Source organism: Pedobacter sp. V48, from assembly GCF_000523515.1.
Classification (GTDB): domain Bacteria; phylum Bacteroidota; class Bacteroidia; order Sphingobacteriales; family Sphingobacteriaceae; genus Pedobacter.
The window spans coordinates 283,748-304,313 of sequence record NZ_AWRU01000031.1 but is presented as its reverse complement, the minus strand read 5'-3'; the positions used below and the strand labels follow the sequence as shown (position 1 = coordinate 304,313).

Genomic DNA, 20,566 nt, shown 5'->3' with positions numbered 1-20,566 from the left:
ATTGTATTTCTTTCTAGGTTCTAATTATTATTAACGGTAAATTTGCCGCTCAAATAACACATAATGAGTGACTCGATAAAACATGAATGCGGAATAGCCTTTATTCGCCTTTTAAAACCTCTCTCATACTACCAGCAAAAATACGGGACTGCACTTTACGGACTTAATAAGCTTTACCTTTTAATGGAGAAGCAGCACAACCGTGGGCAGGATGGAGCAGGGATTGCAACAATTAAACTAGACGTAAAACCAGGTCATCGCTACATTAGCAGGTACCGCTCAATGGCACAAAACGCTGTTGCGGATATCTTTGGTTACGTTCAGAACAAATTTGTTGACATTCAAAACGAAACTCCTGAATTGATGCAGGATGCTGAGTGGCTAAAAAATAATGTAAGTTTTATTGGAGAAGTTTTACTGGGACATTTACGTTATGGTACACACGGTAAAAATAGCATAGAAAATTGCCATCCATTTTTACGTCAGAACAACTGGATGACCCGTAATCTTGTTATTGCCGGTAATTTTAACATGACCAATGTAGATGAATTACTGGAACAACTTTATGAGCTTGGTCAGCATCCAAAAGAACAAGCTGATACAGTTACCGTTTTAGAGAAAATGGGCCATTTCCTTGATGATGAAAATCAGGAACTTTTTGATGAGTACAAAAAAGAAGGGCTTGATAATGTTCAGATCACTCATAAGATTTCAGAGAATTTAGATATTGCAAAAATCTTAAAACGCTCTGCAAAAAACTGGGATGGTGGTTATGCAATCTCTGGTATTGTTGGAAATGGAGATGCATTTATTCTTCGTGATCCTTCAGGTATCCGCCCGGCCTATTATTACCAGGATGATGAAATTGTTGTAGCCGCTTCAGAGAGACCGGCAATTCAAACCGCATTTAATATCCCATTCAAAGACGTTAAAGAAATTGAACCGGGTCATGCACTAATTGTTAAGAAAAACGGCTCTGTAACTCAAGAGATTTTTAGAGAACCTGAAGAAAAAAGAGCATGCTCTTTTGAACGTATATACTTTTCTAGAGGTAGTGATGCCGAGATTTATAAAGAAAGAAAGCATTTAGGAGCATTGCTTTGTAAGCAAATACTTAGTGCTGTAAAATCGGATTTAAAAAACACAGTATTTTCTTTTATCCCTAATACTGCCGAAGTTTCATTTTATGGAATGGTTGAAGGGCTACATAGTTACATCAGAACTGTACAAAAAGATACTTTATTGCATCGCAAAGATTCCTTGAATGACGAACAATTGGATGAGTTATTGTCCATGTCGCCAAGGGTAGAGAAATTAGCAATTAAAGATGTTAAGTTAAGAACATTTATTACCCAGGATGCAGACCGAGGTGATATGGTAGCCCATGTTTACGATACCACATACGGTGTAATAAAAAATCATACAGATACTTTAGTGGCGGTTGATGATTCAATTGTCAGAGGTACAACTCTTAAGCAGAGTATCATCAAAATTATTGATAGACTGCACCCTAAAAAGATCATTATCGTTTCATCAGCACCTCAAATACGGTATCCTGACTGCTATGGTATTGATATGTCGAAGATGGGACAGTTTGTTGCTTTTGAAGCAGCAATTCAACTTTTGAAAGCTCGTGGAATGGAGCATATCATTGAAGAGGTATACCAAAAATGTAAAGCTTCATTGTTACTACCCAAAGAGGAAATTGTAAACCATGTAAAAGACATTTACAGACCATTTAAACAAGAGGAAATCTCTGCACAAATCACGAAGATCATTACTCCGGACAATATTAACGCAGAAGTAGAGGTGATTTATCAGACATTAGATAATTTACATGTGGCTTGTCCAAATCATACCGGCGATTGGTACTTCTCGGGTAATTACCCAACTCCAGGAGGAAATAGGGTTGTTAATAAAGCCTTTGTGAACTGGAAAGAGGGAAACAATCAAAGAGCTTACTAGAAGCGCAATTAGAAGATATAAAAAGTCCCGTTACATTTTACACTAACGGGACTTTTTTATTGCCTTTATTTACATGTGATATTTTATAAACACCTGAATAAACAATCTGATTGCAAATATTAAGATCACTGCCCCCGCTATTTTATTGAGGTTCTGAATGCTTTTTTCCTTAATCCGGTATCTTAATTTGGCGGCATAATAAGTTTTAACACAATCCACTGATAGTTGTGTTGTCATCGCAATTACAAAGAATACCACCTTTTCGGCCATGTCATAGTGAAGTTGCACCGAAATAATACCCCCAACCATAATCCAGAACATCAAAGTAGAGGGAGATAAGAGGCACATTAAAAAGCCTTTTAATATGTAACCTCTTTTTTTGATTTTTACAGTTTCTGAAATGTCGTAGCTTACTTTTACTTTATTGAAAAGATAGTAGAGGCCAATTCCAAAAAGGAATAATCCGCCAATAATACCAATATATTGATTGTATTCAGAATTATAGTCAACAAATTGGGAACTGAATATGGTAAGCGAGATGAAGATTATGTCGCTGAAAACTACACCTATAGCTAAAGAGAACCCAGCTTTAAAGCCCTTTTCTATGCTGGTTTTTATCATGGAAAAAAATACGGGACCCGTTAAAAACGAAAATAAAATCCCCGCACCTATCCCTTGTAATATTGCTTCAAACATTCAGCTAAACATATATAATACGCTAATATGCGATTTTAAACATAAAGTGACCTTATTTTTTTACTTGTTTTCGTGCAGAAATGTAAGGCCCTGCAATGTGTAAACATTACACTTTAGCTTATAGTTTTTTTTATTTATGTTTAGCGTTCTAAAAAACCAAGTTTAAAATGAGTTCAGAAAATTCTCAAACCAAGTGGGGGCAATTTATTCCCTTAGTCACAGTATTCTTTTTTTGGGGCTTTGTAGCTGCCAGTAATGACATATTAATACCGGTATTTAAAAAAGCATTTGACTTAACTCAAAGCCAAAGCCAATGGGTATCACTTGCATTTTATATCGCCTATACGGTTGGAGCACTAATTTATAATGCCATTTCAGTTTTAATGAAGCAGGATCTTGTAAATAAGCTAGGATACAAGAATTCATTAGCTTTAGGTTTGGTTATTTCTGCCATTGGAACATTGTTGTTTTATCCGGCTGCAAATCTGGGCTCATTCCCCTTGATGTTATCAGGCTTGTTTATAGTGGCATTAGGATTTTCATTGCAACAGACAGTTGCAAATCCGTTAGCAATTGCATTGGGGCCCATTAAAACGGGGTCGCAACGTTTAACTTTAGCAGGTGGTATTAATAACTTCGGTACAACAATAGGACCCCTAATTGTTAGTTTTGCCATTTTTGGTTCATTGTCAACGGCAAGTGAAGACGTAAGTATTGAGAGCGTTAAAATACCATATTTAATTTTGGGAGTTGCGTTTATTGCAGTTGCTATATTTTTAAAGCTGTCTTCTTTGCCAGATAGACCAACCTTGGTTGAGTCCGTAATTGATGATCCAAGCCATAAGGGTTCTGCTTTAAAGTACCCTCAGTTGGTATTGGGTATGATTGCCATATTTGTTTATGTAGGCGTTGAGGTATCTACTGCAAGTAACCTGCCTGCTTACATGGAAAAGGATCTGGGCTTTGCAATTAAGGATATTGCACCATATGTGTCTTTATACTGGGCTAGTATGATGATTGGTAGATGGACTGGAGCGGTAGAGGCTTTCACAGACAATGTGAGTACACAAAAAATATTAAGATTTGTTGCTCCATATTTAGCTTTTGGAATCTTCTTAGGTGTTAATGCCATATTTCACCATGATTTAGCTCCGTTTTATGTTTATGGTCTAATTATCTTAGTATTGATCATTGCTGATATGGCGAGTAAAGGAAATCCAGCCAGAATGTTGCTGATATTCTCGATCATCGGTATTAGTGCACTCTTGATAGGTATGTTTACAAAAGGTATGGTAAGTGTTTATGCACTTACAAGCGTAGGTCTATTCTGCAGTACATTGTGGCCATGTATCTTTACATTGGCAGTTAGTGGTTTAGGTAAAAACACAAGTCAGGGAAGTAGCTTCTTAATCATGATGATCATGGGTGGAGGAATTATTAGTTGGGTACAAGGATATGTATCTGAGTTTACCGGTATCCAATACAGTTATATAGTAGGTGTACTATGCTTTGCTTATCTGGCGTATTATGCCTGGAAAGTAAGTGGTATACTTAGAAAGCAAGGAATTGATTTCGATAAAAAGATAGCCGGAGGTCACTAAAATAACCCTCGGATAAAAACTTCCCTCTTTGCTTAAAGGAGGGAAGTTTTTTTTTACCCTATATTTGCCAGCCTGTTTTTTGAATTAAAACGCATCAGATGAAGAAAGGATTTAAAGATATATTTATGAATTTGGCTACCGATCTGTCGGCCCGCTCACATTGTGTGCGTGCTCAGGTAGGAGCTGTATTAACAAAAGACACCCGAATTATCTCTATCGGTTACAACGGACCGCCTTCGGGGACACATAACTGTGATGAAGAGTGGCCGGAAACAGGGTGCGACAGAGATTCGCGCGGCAGTTGTTCACTTGCATTACATGCAGAAGAGAATGCTATATTGTACGCAGTAAAAAATGGTTCTAAAATATCAGGGTCAACTTTATATACCACCCTATCGCCATGCATCGCTTGCGCCAGGTTAATATTGTCGTCAGGTATTAAATTAGTTTACTATAAAGATTCCTATGCAGAGTACAAGGGTTTGGCAAGTGATGAAGGTGTTGATTTTCTGCGAAGATTTGGTGTGGAGGTAATTAAATATTCTTAACTTTGGCCATGCTAGAAAAAATCATAATTCTCGATTTTGGTTCCCAATACACACAATTAATTGCCCGTAGGGTACGCGAGTTAAATGTTTATTGCGAAATTCATCCCTTCAATCATATTCCTGAAATCTCATCTGACGTTAAAGGCATCATATTTTCAGGTAGTCCATACTCAGTTCGTCAGGAAGACGCACCTCAAATAGATCTTGAAAAATTCCATAAACATTATCCTGTTTTAGCAGTTTGCTATGGTGCTCAGTATATTGCCCAGCACACAGGTGGAGAGGTTAAGGCTTCATCAACACGTGAGTATGGTAGAGCCAACTTAAATTTTGTAGCAGATAATAATAAGTTATTTAAAAATATAAGTACAGGTTCACAAGTGTGGATGTCACATGGTGATACCATTACTGCAATGCCTGCAAATGCGGAACTTATAGCCAGTACAGATAGTGTAAAAGTTGCCGCTTATCAGGTTAAAGATTCAGAAACTTATGCAATCCAATTTCACCCAGAGGTAACACATAGTACTGACGGCAAACAATTGTTAGAAAACTTCCTTGTAGACATCTGCGGATGTAAGCAAGAGTGGACCCCAGATGCATTTGTTGAGACCACAATTGCTGAGCTTCAGGCTAAATTAGGTAACGATAAAGTTGTTCTTGCTCTTTCAGGTGGTGTTGATTCAAGCGTTGCAGCAATCTTATTGCATAAAGCAATTGGCAAAAACCTACACTGCATCTTTGTAGATAATGGTTTGTTGCGCAAAGGAGAGTACGAATCAGTTTTAGAACAGTACAAACACCTTGGCTTAAACATAAAAGGAGTTGATGCTAAAGAACGTTTCCTTAGCCAGCTTGCAAAAGTTAAAGACCCTGAATTAAAGCGTAAGGCAATAGGACGCGTATTCATAGAGGTATTTGATGATGAAGCACATGAAGTTCAGGATGTGAAATGGTTAGCACAAGGAACTATTTACCCTGATGTTATTGAATCTGTATCTGTTAAAGGACCATCAGCTACAATCAAATCGCACCATAATGTTGGTGGATTACCTGATTTCATGAAATTAAAGGTAGTAGAACCTCTTAATACATTATTTAAGGACGAGGTAAGAAGAGTGGGTAGGTCATTGGGTCTTGAACACTTTATTATTGGTCGTCACCCTTTCCCTGGCCCCGGATTGGCCATCAGAATTCTTGGTGAAGTAACTGCAGAGAAGGTGGCTATTCTACAAGAAGCAGATGCTATCTATATTGATAACTTAAAAGAAGCCGGCCTTTACGATAAAGTTTGGCAGGCAGGAGCCATATTCCTTCCGGTTCAATCTGTTGGTGTAATGGGCGATGAGCGTACTTACGAAAACGTAATTTGCCTTCGTGCAGTTGAATCAGTTGATGGTATGACTGCCGATTGGTGCCACCTGCCATATAACGTACTCGCAAAAATTTCTAACGAAATAATTAACAAAGTAAAAGGAATTAATCGCGTCGTATATGATATCAGCTCAAAACCACCAGCTACAATTGAGTGGGAGTAAATATTGGGTAATAGCTTTTATTGGACTTTTTTTAGCTGCATGTTCACCTAAAATTCAAAAGACCACTAATAAAAAGCCTGATGTTCCTAAAAAGGTAGAAGAGAAAAAAGAAAAGCCTGCGTCTAAATTTACGCAGGCTGAGATTTCTCTGCTTGTTCCGTTCAGATTAAATGATTTAAGACTTAAAACTGCTACCAAAGCCGAAGTCGAGAAATCAGCTATGGCTATCGATTTTTATCAGGGCTTTAAGCTTGGTATAGATTCCGCAGCAGAACAAGGCCTCAATTTCAAATTGAATGTTTATGATTCTCGCGACAATAACAGTCAAATTGAAGGATTGATTAAAAACGGAGGATTAAGCAACAGTAATCTAATTGTTGGACCGGTTTATCCTGCAGGATTAAAATACATTAAAGATTACTCCATAGCGCAAGGTATTCCTGTTGTTAATCCACTCGCGGCAACACATCCACAGGAATTTAATAACCCAAATTTGATCTCTATTGTAAATAATATAGACTTACATGTAGAAAAATTAGGGCTTTATATTACTAAACATTACAATCCCGAAAATACAGTCTTAGTGCTTATAGATTCAAAAGACGCAGGCAGTAAATTACTGTCAGCACCTGTAAAAGCGTATTTTGAAACCGGCAAGAAAAAGTTCATCTTTCAGGAATTTGCTTCCGTTTTTACTATGGAGCTAAACCTGATAAAGAATAAAAAATACGTCATTATTGTAACTTCTCCAGATAGAAAGTTTGTAATACCAACCCTTGATAAGCTAGTGAAATTAAAAAATGCCGGCTTGGATATAGATTTGTATGGTCATCCTGACTGGATAAAACAAAATTATAATATTGATAAGCTTCAGGCACTTAATACTGCGGTAACGTCATCTTATAAGGTCGACTATAAGAATAACCATGTGATTTCATTTATCAAGAAATATAGGGCTGCGTATAGCTTTGAACCTGGTGAATATTCATTTAAGGGGTTCGATATTGGTTTTTATTTCGCTCAGCTTATTTCTAAACACGGAAAAGATTATCTGAAATACATTACAGAGGAAAAGTATAAAGGCCTACATAATAGTTTTTCATTCTTTCATGACGAAAAATTAGGTTATATTAATACCAGTTTAATGTTGTTACGTTACCAGGATTTTTCTTTAAATCTTATTGAATGAAGGTAGAGCACCAGATCAGGGCATTTGAACAGGTCTTTAAAAGTTATGATGGCACACAACCGCTACATCGTTTCTTGTTTACTTATTTTAAGCAACATAAGCAAATGGGATCGTCCGACCGGCGTTGGGCTACCAGATACATTTATAGTTTTTTCAGATTAGGTAAAGCACTGATAAAAGAAGATACCATACTTCGTTTGGCTGTTTCCGACTTCCTTTGCAATCAAACGCTAAGTCTGGTAATTGAAACTAAGTTGTCTCAGTTTAAGGAGCAGATAAACCTTTCCGTTCAAGAAAAAATAGCTTTAATATCAGATGAATATCCTTCCTTTAAACTTTCTGAGGTATTCATCTTCAATGAAAACCTAAGTAAGGATATTGAAAAGCAAGACTTTTACGAGTCATTTTTTATACAGCCCGATTTATTTTTACGAGTTAGGCCTAGCTATATAAATCAACTTATTAGGACTTTAAAAGAAGCTGAAGTAGCTGTTGAAGAAATTAGTAAAACTACTTTGGCTTTGCCAAATGGAACTAAGCTGGAAAAAATTGTTCCCTCACAGCAGTATTATCAGGTACAGGATTTATCCTCACAAAAAACAGGAGATTTTTTTGAACCTCAGACCTGGGATTACTGGTGGGACTGTTGTGCCGCATCAGGAGGTAAATCCCTGCTTCTGCACGATCTTGAGCCTAGTGTGCAGTTATTGGTTAGCGACGTAAGAGAAAATAGCTTAAACAATCTGGAAGAGCGTTTCCGTGAAGCGGGATTGAAAAAATACCAGAAAAAAGTATTAGATCTGCTTCAGAACAACGATCAGGATCTCCATCATTATGAATTTGACGGGATTATTCTGGATGCACCTTGTTCTGGATCGGGTACCTGGGGGCGTACTCCAGAAATGCTTTATTATTTTGACGCTCATAAAATCAGTTACTTTTCGAAACTTCAAACCGCAATCGCAGGTAATGTTGTTAAATATCTGAAAATAGGAAAGCCTTTGGTATACATCACCTGTTCTGTATTTAAACAGGAAAATGAAGATGTTGTGGCGTGGATAGTCGAAAACCTACCTCTACAGCTCGAAAAAATGGAAGTGATTAAAGGCTATAAGGATAAAGCAGATACCATGTTCATTGCTCGCTTTAATAAAAAATAGTCACCCTTTTAGTGCCCATGGGTACCAAACCACTGTTTAATCTTACTCTTAATGTGACTTATGGTCTCAAACAATATGGCCAGCACACCAATAATCAACGTGAATTGCTCGAAGCTGTTCATAGCCTTTTTTATTTTAGACCATCAAAAAACACTTTTGTTACAGGCCGGTATTGTTTCTGAATAATTTGATGGCAATAGCAAGAAGAATAATTCCAAAAGCTTTTCTTAAAACATTTAAGCCGGATTTACCAAAAAGCTTCTCTAAACGTTCTGTATTTTTTAACACGAAGTAAACAAACAGCATATTGATGATGATGCCAATAATGATGTTTTGAGTTGCATATTCAGTTTTTAAGGAAAGTAAAGTAGTCATGGTTCCTGCCCCTGCTATTAATGGAAATGCGAGAGGCACAATTGATACCGTTTCAGGGGCATCACCTTCTTTAAAAATGGTTAGACCAAGTACCATTTCCATGGCAATAAAGAAGATCACAAATGAGCCCGCAATGGCAAATGATTCAACATCCAGTCCAATAACCTTTAATAAGGTTTCACCTGCAAACAAAAAGATAACCATGAGTACGGTTGCAACTATAGCCGCCTTCTCAGATTGAATGTGTCCGGCTTTCTTTCTAAGCTCAATTACTACAGGTATAGCTCCCAGAATATCAATGATAGCGAATAGCACCATTGAAGTGGATAGAATTTGTCGAAAATTGAATTCCATAGCAGTTAATTTATGGTACAAAGGTAAATTAATTAGCAATAAAAAAGCCACTCAAACTGAGTGGCTTTTTTATTGCTAATTATGCTTGATTACTTTGGTTGAACTCGACTAGATGTTGAAGCACGATATAAATATAAAACCATATGTACAACTGCAAACACTAAAGAGAAGTAGTATAATCCTGTGTCTTTACCGTCAGTAATATTGTGGTGAATTAACGCGACTATAATCAACAATATGGCAAGGCCAAAACCTACGTAAGAAACTGTTTTAGTGCTTTTCGCTAATGTAGCTTGCAAATTATCAGATAATAAACTGTTTTTCATACCATAGAACAGGTACACGTTAATACCAATTATCATCCACACTAATAAACGAACCCATGTATCAAGAGGTAGGAACACCATCATGCCTAAGCAAACCGCTACACCCAATATTGGAATAAGTGGTACCAAAGGCACTTTAAATGCGCGAGGCAAATCAGGCATTCTATTTCTTAGGATAACTATTCCTATGCAAACAAGAATAAATGCCAAAAGAGTACCTATGCTTGTCATCTCGCCCACTACAGTGGCTGGAACAAATGCTGCGAATAAGCTTACAAAAAACATAAATAATAAGTTGCTTTTTGCAGGAGTACTATATTTAGGATGAACTTTCGAGAACACCTTTGGTAATAAACCATCTTTACTCATCGAGAAGAATACCCTCGATTGGCCTAATAGCATCACTAGGATAACTGAGGCGTAACCACCCAAAATGGCAAGGATAATTAATTTATTTAACCATGGATAAGATGGAACAACAATTCCTGCTGCATTTTTAACACCCATATTGTCAATAGCAACAGCAACAGGAGCTATACCATCCTGACCTTTAAACATGTCAAAATTAGCTACCCCAGTCATTACGTGTGCAAAAAGAATATATAGAATTGTACAAATGAACAAGGAAACAAGGATACCAATAGGCATATCTTTCTTAGGATTTTTTGCCTCCTGCGCAGCTGTAGAAACTGCGTCAAAACCTATATAGGCAAAGAAAACAATTCCGGCCGCTCGTATCACACCTCCCCATCCGTGTGTAAACATACTTTCGTGACCTGGTTTATCAGCAGGGATAAAATAAGGCGAATAGTTGTCTGCGTTAATATATTTCCATCCTAAAAGGATAAAAATGAATACAATTACAACCTTAATTGCTACAATAAGCCCATTAATAAATGCGGATTCGCTGGTTCCTCTGATCAATACAAAGGACATTAAGACGATAATAAATACGGCAGGTAAATTAAACATACCCGAAACTACGGTGCCATCTAAAAGAGTTGCCGTTTCAAAAGGCGACATGGTTACCTGCGCGGGCAGATGGACATCGTAATACGCCAGAAACTTGACCAGATACCTACTCCAGCTAATCGATACCGTTGCAGCACCTAAAGCATATTCCAATACCAGATCCCATCCGATTATCCAGGCTATAAATTCACCCATTGTAGCATAAGAATAGGTATAAGCACTACCTGCTACGGGGATCATTGAAGCAAATTCAGCATAACATAAGCCTGCAAAAGCACAACCCAGAGCTGCAATAACAAATGAGATGGTAATAGCTGGTCCTGCATTATTGGCAGCGGCAGATCCGGTTATGGAAAACAGTCCGGCACCGATAATTGCACCAATACCCAAAGCCACCAAATTGACGGGGCCAAGGGTCCGTTTCAAGGTTCCTTCACCACTTTCAGCAGCTTCTTGTGTAAGTAAGTCAATTGACTTTCTAAAATTCATAGTTTAAAGTTTAGTTAAAGTGTATCTATAACTCGTCTAGTTTATATTATAAGTGCCAAACCTAAATAAAATATATCTAAAAATAAAAGGGATTCTTTTACGAAATCCCTTTTATTTTTATCCTAATGAAGTTTAAGGTTGAGCTTTTGCGTTGTCAATCGATCTTGTTAGCTGTTTCCCCTCTGTTTTTAAGGTATTGCTCACTTTATGTTGAGCTAATTGAATGCTTTTAGGTCTTTCCTCAGGTAAAGATTTTACGTTTTTAGCTATTTCTTGTGTTAATGTCGACATTTTAGCGGAAACCGGAATTGAATTCGTGATTTCTGTATTTGAGGCGGTATTGTCGCCCGGACTAACAGCTATATATGGAGCAATAACCAAAGAAACAATAGACATTAGTTTAATAAGGATGTTCATTGATGGACCCGAAGTATCTTTAAAAGGATCACCAACAGTATCGCCTGTAACAGATGCTTTATGAGGCTCAGATTTTTTGTAATGCATCTCGCCATTGATCTCTACACCTTTTTCAAATGATTTTTTAGCATTATCCCAGGCACCGCCGGCATTACTCTGAAAAATTCCCATAAGCACCCCTGATACCGTAACACCGGCCAAGAGACCACCTAATATTTCAGCAGAACTTACCGATGGGAAAACACCTTTGAAACCAAAACCCACTATAATTGGAACTAAAAGTGCGATAGCACCTGGCAACATCATTTCGCGGATCGAAGCCTTGGTTGAAATGGCAACGCATTTTTCGTATTCTGGCTTTGCTTTGTATTCCATAATTCCTGGAATTTCGCGAAACTGGCGACGAACTTCCTGTACCATATCCATTGCGGCCTTACCAACCGCTGCAATACATAATGCAGAAAATATAAAAGGAATCATCGCACCTACAAATAGCCCAGCCAAAACAGGGGCTTTATAGATGTCGATGGCAGATATACCCGCTACACCAACAAATGCCGCAAATAAAGCTAGAGAAGTTAATGCGGCCGAAGCAATTGCAAATCCTTTCCCGGTGGCTGCAGTTGTATTACCAACGGCGTCCAGATTGTCAGTACGTTCACGTACTTCAGGTGGTAGTTGACTCATTTCAGCAATACCACCTGCATTATCAGCAATAGGACCGAATGCATCAATCGCTAACTGCATTGCTGTAGTAGCCATCATACCTGCAGCGGCAATTGCTACACCGTATAGTCCTGCAAAAGCATAAGAGAAAATGATACCCCCTGCTAAAACCAGGATAGGAGCAACAGTAGATTTCATACCTACCGATAAACCACCGATAATGTTTGTTGCATGGCCTGTGCCAGATTGCTGGATAATTGAATTAACGGGACCTTTTCCCATCGCAGTATAATATTCAGTTATGATACTCATTAAAGTACCCACAACCAGACCTACTATGATTGCAAAAAATACATCAATGCTCGTAAAATCAACACCGCGCAAATGCAGGTTTGAAGGCAGCATCCACATCACAATGAAATAAGATGCAATGGCAGTAATTATAATTGAACCCCAGTTGCCCAGGTTCAATGCTGTTTGTACATTAGAATCCTCACCCTTGATGCGCACAAACCAGGTTCCTACTATTGAAAACAGGATCCCCAATCCGCAGATCACCATTGGCAATAGTATCGGAGACATACCTCCAAAATTATCTGCTGCAACAATTTCCTGGCCTAATACCATTGTGGCTAGTATGGTTGCCACATAAGATCCGAATAAATCTGCTCCCATACCGGCCACATCACCAACATTGTCGCCAACATTATCTGCAATGGTTGCCGGGTTACGCACATCATCTTCCGGAATTCCAGCTTCAACTTTACCAACTAAGTCGGCACCAACATCGGCAGCTTTGGTGTAAATACCACCGCCCACACGTGCAAAAAGCGCAATAGATTCAGCTCCTAATGAAAACCCGGTTAGTACCTCTATTGCTGTTTTTAATTCTGTGCTGTTTGGTTGAACAACATTAAAAATGTTAAGAAAAACAATAAATAAGCCGCCTAAACCTAAAATAGCTAAACCTGCTACACCCAATCCCATTACCGTGCCGCCGGTAAAAGAAACCTTTAGCGCTTGTTTTAAGCTAGTTCTCGCAGCCTGTGTAGTACGAACATTCGCTTTTGTTGCTGCTTTCATGCCAATGTATCCTGCGGTTGCAGAAAAAACAGCCCCAATAATAAAAGCAATAGATATGATCCAGCTGGAGTGTAATTGTACCCCGTTAACTTCATGTACCGTTCCTGAATAAGCTAGTAATGCAGCCGTAAACACAACAAAAATGCTAAGTACTTTCCATTCAGCTTTTAAAAAGGCCATTGCACCATCAGCAATATAGCCGGCCAGTTCCTGCATGTTTTTATCCCCTGCATCCTGTTTGTTTACCCATGCACTTTTAATTGCCATCACGATGATGCCAATTAACCCCAGTGCGGGAATAAAATAGATTAAATTGTTCTGTAAAAACTCCATACTTTGATCTCTTGTTTAGTTTATTTTTGGTTGTTAGTTGTCGACTTTAGCTGCCTCCAAAAAGGCCAAAGCCATTTGTTTGTAGCTGGCAGATTGCCCTTTTTCGCCATTACCTTAAAGCACTTAAGTCATTTAATTGGCAAGACCGGGCTTTACAAAAATAAGCGTGTTTCTGAAATTACCAAATTTTTAATGAATTGATTACTAACCTTTTTTATGAACCGTGAATTTATGCCATTGGTTGCTTTTAATCGGGTTTATTAGTGAGAAAGATGAAGTCCTCACATAATTCGCACATTCTACATACATTCTTCACAAAGTGTGAAGGAGGTATGAAGAATGTGCGAACGTTCTGTATTTTTAATATATTAGCAGGGCAGTTGATACATAACTTATAAAGCTCTTGTATTGGATTTATGCTAAAACCAACCAAACAAACCATATGGATAAAGAAAATCAAGACGGTTCTTTTAAAAGAGAACTAGGACTGTTAGATGGTACCATGCTCGTTGTAGGCTCAATGATTGGGTCGGGTATATTTATTGTAAGTGCTGATATAGCCCGACAAGTCGGTTCTGCCGGTTGGCTTATTCTCATCTGGGTGGTTACCGCAATAATTACCATTATTGCCGCAGTTAGTTACGGAGAGTTAAGTGCAATGTTTCCAAAAGCTGGGGGACAATATGTTTATTTAAAGGAGGCTTACAATAAACTGATTGCATTTTTATATGGATGGAGTCTGTTTGCAGTAATACAAACAGGTACTATTGCGGCTGTAGGGGTCGCGTTTTCTAAGTTTGCTGCCTACCTCTATGAACCTTTTAGTGAAAATAATATCCTATGGCAAATTCAAACAGGAGTTAGCGACAAAGGTATTCCGGAGCATTACGCAATCAGTGCAGCTCAGTTGGTCTCTATTGTGACCATCGTTTTTCTGACGTTTGTAAATAGTCGTGGCGTTAAGGATAGTAAAATCCTGCAAACTGTTTTAACAATTATAAAAATCCTATCACTTTTTGGCTTAATCATTTTCGGATTTACCCTTGCGGCAAAAGCTGAGGTTTGGGATGCAAACTGGGCAAATGCATGGGAAACACGTTCTTTTAGTTTAGAAACAATGACCTGGGCGCCTATTAGCGGAAGCTTGCTACTATCGGGAATTTCGGCAGCAATGGTTGGTTCATTGTTTTCAAGTGATGCATGGGCAGGGGTTACCTTCATTGCCGGAGAGATTAAAAATCCTCAGCGCAATGTTGGTCTAAGTTTGTTCCTGGGAACTTTAATTGTAAGCATAATTTATATTCTTGCTAATCTGATGTATGTTGCGGTATTGCCTCTCGACCAGATTACCACAGCAAAATCTGATAGGGTAGCAGTAGTTGCAGCACAGTATATTTTTGGACAAGCAGGTACTATAATTATTGCTGTAATGATTATGATCTCTACGTTTGCCTGTAATAATGGTTTGATTATGGCGGGGGCTAGGGTATACTACACAATGGCAAAGGATGGGTTGTTCTTTAAAAAGGCGGCCACTTTAAATAAAGCAGATGTACCAGGCTGGGCTTTATGGGTACAGGGAGCATGGGCTTCTGTGTTGTGTTTAACGGGTAGATATGGAGCTCTTCTGGATTTTGTAGTGATCATTGTTTTGATATTCTATATCCTTACCATCTATGGAATATTCATTTTAAGAAGAAAAATGCCTGATGCAGAGCGTCCATACCGGGCTTTTGGTTATCCGGTTCTGCCAATGTTATATATCATAGTAGCATCAGCACTTAGTGTTGCACTTTTAATCTACAAAACAGATACTTGCGGATGGGGTGTATTAATTATGCTGATAGGGATACCTGTTTATTACCTGACTAAAAAAGTTGAAACAACTGCGTAAAAAAATGGGGACTATTAAAGATAGTCCCCCAAACGATAGCGTTACCGAGCGTCTTAACCTACTGGTTTCCTAAACGTGTGGTGAAATCAGAAATAACATTTTGATATTTTCTCAATACACGATCCCAATCGTGAAACTGTTCATCAGCTTTTACGCTTGTTAAAGGAGCGCCCGAAAATTCACTTACAAGTTTAACCTTATAGGTAAGGGGCTCACTTTTAGATAGCTTAATAATTAAACGCGTTCTGATAGTGTTTTGCTGAAAACTTTGAATACTCCATGAAGTTCTTAAATAAGATGTTTCTTTGTCTGCAACTTCGATAGCATCAAAGTAATCTGTCACGATTTGATTAGCGCGTTTCCAAACCTCCGCCACATCTTGTTTTTTATTGATTTCAATAGAAAAATCTATGTTAGCCTGATCCGTTTTTATTGAAGCTTCTTCTGCGTCATCCTTCTTCATATCAAAAAACTGCTTCTTGGGCGGCTCGGCCATTCCCTTCTTATTGCAGAAAGTTTGCTCATATCTTAAGAACCCGGCTTTCTGCACTTTTACATTTACGCAAGAGTTTTTGGGGACTTTGATTTTTGCATTACCTGTACCTAAAATTTGACCGTCTACAACAATTTTTGCATCAGCTTCTGAAGCTGAGATTTGGACGGTTTGGGCTTTAATTGCAAAAGGTGCAATTAAAAACAGTGAGGCTGTTAATAAAGATTTTAATTTCATAATAGAGTTAATTTGTGAAGATTATCCGCCACAAATTAAACCCTATAAGACCCTTAAAAAAATACCCACTAGTGGGTATTTTTTTAAGGGTCCACTGTTTCTTATATTTTTTGGTCAACAGCAATTTTTGGTGGTAAAAGTTTATACATCACTGGTGTTACTAGTCTTGATAGTAATGTCGAGCTAATTAAACCACCAATAAGTACCAAGGCAAGTGGAGAATAGAGTTCACTATATTCGATCACAAGAGGTAGTAATCCGCCAATAGCTGTTAATGATGTCAAAAGTATCGGTACAAATCTAATTTCCCCTGCTTCGATAATCGCTTCTTCAATACTTTTTCCCTGTGCCCTTAACTGATTTGTAAAATCTACAACCAATAGCGAGTTTTTAACTTCTATCCCTACTAATGCAATAAAACCTATTGTGGCTGTAAAGGAGAGCGTTTCACCTGCGAAGAATAGCATGATTAGTCCTCCAACTATTCCAAGCGGAATAACCGACAGCACAATCAATATACTTTTAAAGGTTTTGAACTCAAGTATCAACACACCAAGAAAACCAAAAACAGTAACAATAAGGATCAGACCAAGGTTGCCAAAGCTTTCTTCTTTACTTTCTTTCTCACCCGCAACTTTAAAAGAGAACCCTTCAGGGAATTTAAACTTGTTCAGCTTTTCCGTTATTTCCTGGTCCAGTCGCTGTACATTGTAACCTGGCTTTACAAAAGCAGAAATAGTTACATACCTGTCTTTATCATAATGTCTGATCTGGTTTGGTGAACTCTCGAAGCCAATAGACGCCACATTTTTCAAGGGGATATTTATCCCGGACGAAGACGGGACATATAGCCTGTCGAACATACTGATATCCTGAATATCGTTATTTCTTGGAATAGAAACATTCACATTATAATTGTCTGCTTTTCCCGAGTCTTCCCTGTACGTTGCTACATTTAATCCGGCGGATCCCAATCGAACTGTGCGGTCAATATCCGCAGAAGCAACACCAAGCAAAGCTGCCTTTTCTTTATTTATCGTAACCTTGAGATCTGTAGGTTTTACCAGCAACGGATTGTTTACGTAAATGGTGCCCTCTACTTTACTAATTAACGAGGCAATATCGAATGCTGTCTTACGCAGGCCATCAAGGTCATCGGCATAAATGCGGTAGGCAAGAGGGGCATCAACAGGCGGGCCTTGTTCAAAATCCTTAACCTTAATATTTGCACCAGGGTAACCATTCAGCGCCTTTCTTACCCTTTCAATTACTGCAACTTTTTCGCGGGTTTCCAACCCCTCTACCTGTACAAAGATCTGAGCATAATTTTCGCTTTCATTATGTGGGATCACATTGTAATAAATTCTTGGATTCCCTTTGCCAACGTTACTGGAAAATGAACTGATTTCCGGTACTTTTTTCAATACAGATTCCACATACCTGGTTACTTTATTTGTGGTATTTATATTTGTCCCCTCAGGAGTTTCTATATCTACCAGAAACATAGGCTTTTCAGATTTTGGGAACAAGCTACTTCCAATTACCGGGACTAATCCCAGAGAGGCTATAAAGATCCCTCCAATAATGATAAGAGTAACAACTGGCCTCTTTAGCGCTTTATTAAGAACCACTCCATAAGTTGTGTGAATTCCTTTTTTCATTGTCCTAAGCAGAAAATTACCTTCCTCACTTGCATGTGGTTTCAAAATGATGCTTGCTAAAAAAGGCACTACTGTAAGTGATACCAACATAGAAGCAAAAATTGTAGTAATTACAGAAAGCGGTAAACTTCTAATGAAATCGCCTGCACCTTCCGGTAGGAAAACGATTGGTAAAAAGGCAAATATGAGTAGGACCGTACAGCCGACAACGGCAATGCCGATTTGTGAAGTAGCTTTTATAGAAGCGTCTATTTTACTATAACCCATACGGAGATACCGCTCAATATTTTCGACCACGACAATACTGTCGTCAACCAAAATGCCCAGCGCTACAATCATCCCTACAATGCTTAGCTGATTGATATTGTAACCCAAAGCGCTCATTAACGTAAGTCCGATGGCAAGAGAAAGTGGAATCGAGATCATAACAACTACGGATGCCCTGGTGCCCAAAGGTAGTAAGGTGACCAGCACCAATAGAATTGCGATACCAAAATCTCTGGTAAAATGCGAAAGCCTGACATCAACGCTTTTAGCCTGATCAAAAACTTTTACAAGGTCAATGCCCGGCGGTAAATCCTTTTTAAAAGCCATTAACAATGGTTCAACTTTTTCCTGCACCGAAATAATGTTCTCTCCGTCTTTTAAGCTCGCGTTTATAAAACTACTTCTATAGCCGTTTAAGCGGGTAATATGCGTTTCATCTTCATAGCCTAATGAAACATCGGCAATGTCTTTTAGGTAAACTACTTTTCCTTGGGCACTATAGATTACCGTATTCTTAACCTCGTCTATGCTCGAAAAATTGCCGCTGGTTTTAATATTCAGCTTCCTGTTTCCCATGCTAATGTTTCCACCCGGAATGTTAACATTCTCGCTTTGTAATGCGGCAATAACATTGTTCTGAGTGAGTTTTTCATGCGCTATTTTTTGGATGTTAAGCTTTACATTTACCTGATGTTCAGGAACCCCGGCGTAGGTAACTCTTTTTAATGCCTGTATTTTTTCGAGCCTTTCCTTTAGCTCTTTTGAATATTTTTTAAGTGTGGCATTCGAGGTGTTTTCGCTCACTAAAGCAAACTGATAGATGCTAACGTCCGATGGAATCTGTTTATTGATTCGTATATCTGCAATATCAGGTGGTAATTCACTTCTCAAACTGTTAATTTCTCTTACCACTTCTTGATACTTGTCATCGGGGTTCGAGTTATATTTATAAATGATCTGCATAACTGCAAGGCCATCGCTTATGTCTGTGGTTATATGTTTTATATCATCAAGTTCATGGATCTTTTTTTCCATTGGGTCAACAACCAACTGCTCCATGTCCTTTGGGTTAGTCCCCGGATATACCACAACTACCGTAAATTGCGGGGGATGGGTTTCAGGATCTTCACTTCTTGGCATGGTGAACAAGGAATATATCCCCAGAGCCAGCACTGCTACGAAAACGATCAGGGTGAACTGATAATTTTTTACTGCAAATTCAGGTAATTTCATTTTGAAATAATTTAGATTATCTGATTATTTTAATTGAAGAACCGTTAGTAAGATAGGCTGATCCTTCTCTTATTATCTGATCGGTAGCTGCTATGCCAGAAGAGATAAACGCCTTGTCACCTTTTAGGTAAGCTACCTTCACCGGTTTTTTTACTGCTCTGTTGTTCACAGAGGTAAATACATAAGCACTATCGTTCTTACCTTCCACTAAAGCATCTACAGGGAGCGACAAAAGATCTGTTTTACCAAAAGGATATATTTTTACTTTGGCAAATAGCCCCGAGATCAATTTGACATCGGTAGGATTGAGTCTTATTTCGGCCTGGTATAAACCCGAACCTGCATCACTGCCTTGCGCAAGGGACTTCACTACTCCTGTTAGCGTTTGAGGAAAGACATCAAAGTTTAACTCAACTTTCTCATTTCCGCTAATCCTTGATCTGTCCTTATCGGTAATACCACATTTAACTATCCAGTCTTTATTTGAAACACCACCTATGTAAAGTATGGGGGTTCCCCCGGCTACCTGTTCTCCTTCATTTGCCAGTTTTTTAAGAACAACGCCAGTTGTATTTGCCCTTATGGTTGATTGAACAGCGTTGAACTGCGCTATGTCTAAACTTTTTCTGGCAATTGTCAAAGCAGTTTGCGTATTTTCCAATTGCTCTCTGGTACTTACGCTGTCCTTAAACAAATTTGCTGTCCTTTGGGCATCCCGCTTTGCCTTGTTAAATCCCTCTTCGGCCTGGTTAAGCTGAGCATTTACTTCTGTCATGTTTAGCGAGGCAAGTACTTGCCCATTGCTTACATGATCACCTTCCTTAACAAGGATGTGGTTTATGATTCCACTGGTTTTAAAAGAAAGATTACTCTGTTGTTCTGACGATAGTAAACCAGAAGTTTCCACCGGTTCGTTTTCATTTAGGGCATTTGAGGAAATCACCTTTACCGGAATTGAGTTGTCGGTTTTTTGTACCGGTTTTGGTTCACTGCAACCAATTACGGCAATACCAAGAAATATGAAGATTGGGAGTGTATTTATATGTTTCATTTTGTTTTAAATTAAATG

Annotated in this window: 14 protein-coding genes; 7 read left to right on the top strand and 7 right to left on the bottom strand. The window is 38.4% G+C overall.

The genetic code is table 11. The features are described from left to right. Positions 1-63 precede the first annotated feature (63 nt). On the top strand, positions 64-1,965 hold the full coding sequence (locus N824_RS21740) for a class II glutamine amidotransferase (protein ID WP_048907227.1): 1,902 nt from the start codon (positions 64-66) through the stop codon (positions 1,963-1,965). 69 nt (positions 1,966-2,034) lie between these two features. Here the strand turns inward: N824_RS21740 and N824_RS21735 are convergent, their stop codons facing one another. After that, a complete protein-coding gene (locus N824_RS21735; RefSeq protein ID WP_048907226.1) occupies positions 2,035-2,661 on the bottom strand; it encodes a LysE family translocator in 627 nt (208 codons plus the stop codon). A gap of 167 nt (positions 2,662-2,828) precedes the next feature. On the opposite strand from N824_RS21735, the gene N824_RS21730 reads away from it, so the two are divergent. From N824_RS21730 to N824_RS21710, 5 genes are all read left to right on the top strand, one after another. Beyond that, positions 2,829-4,262: an MFS transporter gene (locus N824_RS21730; protein ID WP_048907225.1), complete on the top strand. Its 1,434-nt coding sequence runs from the start codon at positions 2,829-2,831 to the stop codon at positions 4,260-4,262. 98 nt (positions 4,263-4,360) lie between these two features. Further along, positions 4,361-4,810, top strand: a complete 450-nt coding sequence (locus N824_RS21725; RefSeq protein WP_235207235.1) for a dCMP deaminase family protein — start codon at positions 4,361-4,363, stop codon at positions 4,808-4,810. 8 nt (positions 4,811-4,818) lie between these two features. Then, the gene (guaA, locus tag N824_RS21720; protein ID WP_048907224.1) at positions 4,819-6,348 is read left to right on the top strand and encodes a glutamine-hydrolyzing GMP synthase; all 1,530 of its coding nucleotides are present in this window, start codon (positions 4,819-4,821) and stop codon (positions 6,346-6,348) included. Further along, positions 6,305-7,537, top strand: a complete 1,233-nt coding sequence (locus N824_RS21715) for an ABC transporter substrate-binding protein (RefSeq protein ID WP_048907223.1) — start codon at positions 6,305-6,307, stop codon at positions 7,535-7,537. The genes guaA and N824_RS21715 overlap by 44 nt, the downstream gene beginning before the upstream one ends. Continuing rightward, positions 7,534-8,697, top strand: a complete 1,164-nt coding sequence (locus N824_RS21710) for an RNA methyltransferase (protein WP_048907222.1) — start codon at positions 7,534-7,536, stop codon at positions 8,695-8,697. Before N824_RS21715 ends, N824_RS21710 begins: the two co-directional genes overlap by 4 nt. A gap of 159 nt (positions 8,698-8,856) precedes the next feature. On the opposite strand, the gene N824_RS21705 is transcribed toward N824_RS21710, so the two are convergent. From N824_RS21705 to N824_RS21695, 3 genes are all read right to left on the bottom strand, one after another. Further along, positions 8,857-9,426: a MarC family protein gene (locus N824_RS21705; RefSeq protein ID WP_048907221.1), complete on the bottom strand. Its 570-nt coding sequence runs from the start codon at positions 9,424-9,426 to the stop codon at positions 8,857-8,859. Between the two features lie 89 nt (positions 9,427-9,515). After that, on the bottom strand, positions 9,516-11,213 hold the full coding sequence (locus N824_RS21700) for an amino acid permease (RefSeq protein ID WP_048907220.1): 1,698 nt from the start codon (positions 11,211-11,213) through the stop codon (positions 9,516-9,518). A gap of 132 nt (positions 11,214-11,345) precedes the next feature. Continuing rightward, positions 11,346-13,712, bottom strand: a complete 2,367-nt coding sequence (locus N824_RS21695; RefSeq protein WP_235207234.1) for a sodium-translocating pyrophosphatase — start codon at positions 13,710-13,712, stop codon at positions 11,346-11,348. Between the two features lie 442 nt (positions 13,713-14,154). Between N824_RS21695 and N824_RS21690 the strand changes: the two genes are divergently transcribed. Then, positions 14,155-15,606: an APC family permease gene (locus N824_RS21690; RefSeq protein ID WP_048907219.1), complete on the top strand. Its 1,452-nt coding sequence runs from the start codon at positions 14,155-14,157 to the stop codon at positions 15,604-15,606. Between the two features lie 58 nt (positions 15,607-15,664). Here the strand turns inward: N824_RS21690 and N824_RS21685 are convergent, their stop codons facing one another. The 3 genes from N824_RS21685 to N824_RS21675 all read right to left on the bottom strand — a co-directional run bounded on the left by N824_RS21685 (position 15,665) and on the right by N824_RS21675 (position 20,548). Beyond that, the gene (locus tag N824_RS21685; protein WP_048907218.1) at positions 15,665-16,336 is read right to left on the bottom strand and encodes a hypothetical protein; all 672 of its coding nucleotides are present in this window, start codon (positions 16,334-16,336) and stop codon (positions 15,665-15,667) included. 101 nt (positions 16,337-16,437) lie between these two features. After that, positions 16,438-19,497 (bottom strand): efflux RND transporter permease subunit, encoded by a 3,060-nt coding sequence (locus N824_RS21680; protein WP_048907217.1) that lies wholly within the window; start codon positions 19,495-19,497, stop codon positions 16,438-16,440. A gap of 16 nt (positions 19,498-19,513) precedes the next feature. Then, positions 19,514-20,548 (bottom strand): efflux RND transporter periplasmic adaptor subunit, encoded by a 1,035-nt coding sequence (locus N824_RS21675; RefSeq protein ID WP_048907216.1) that lies wholly within the window; start codon positions 20,546-20,548, stop codon positions 19,514-19,516. Positions 20,549-20,566 lie beyond the last annotated feature (18 nt).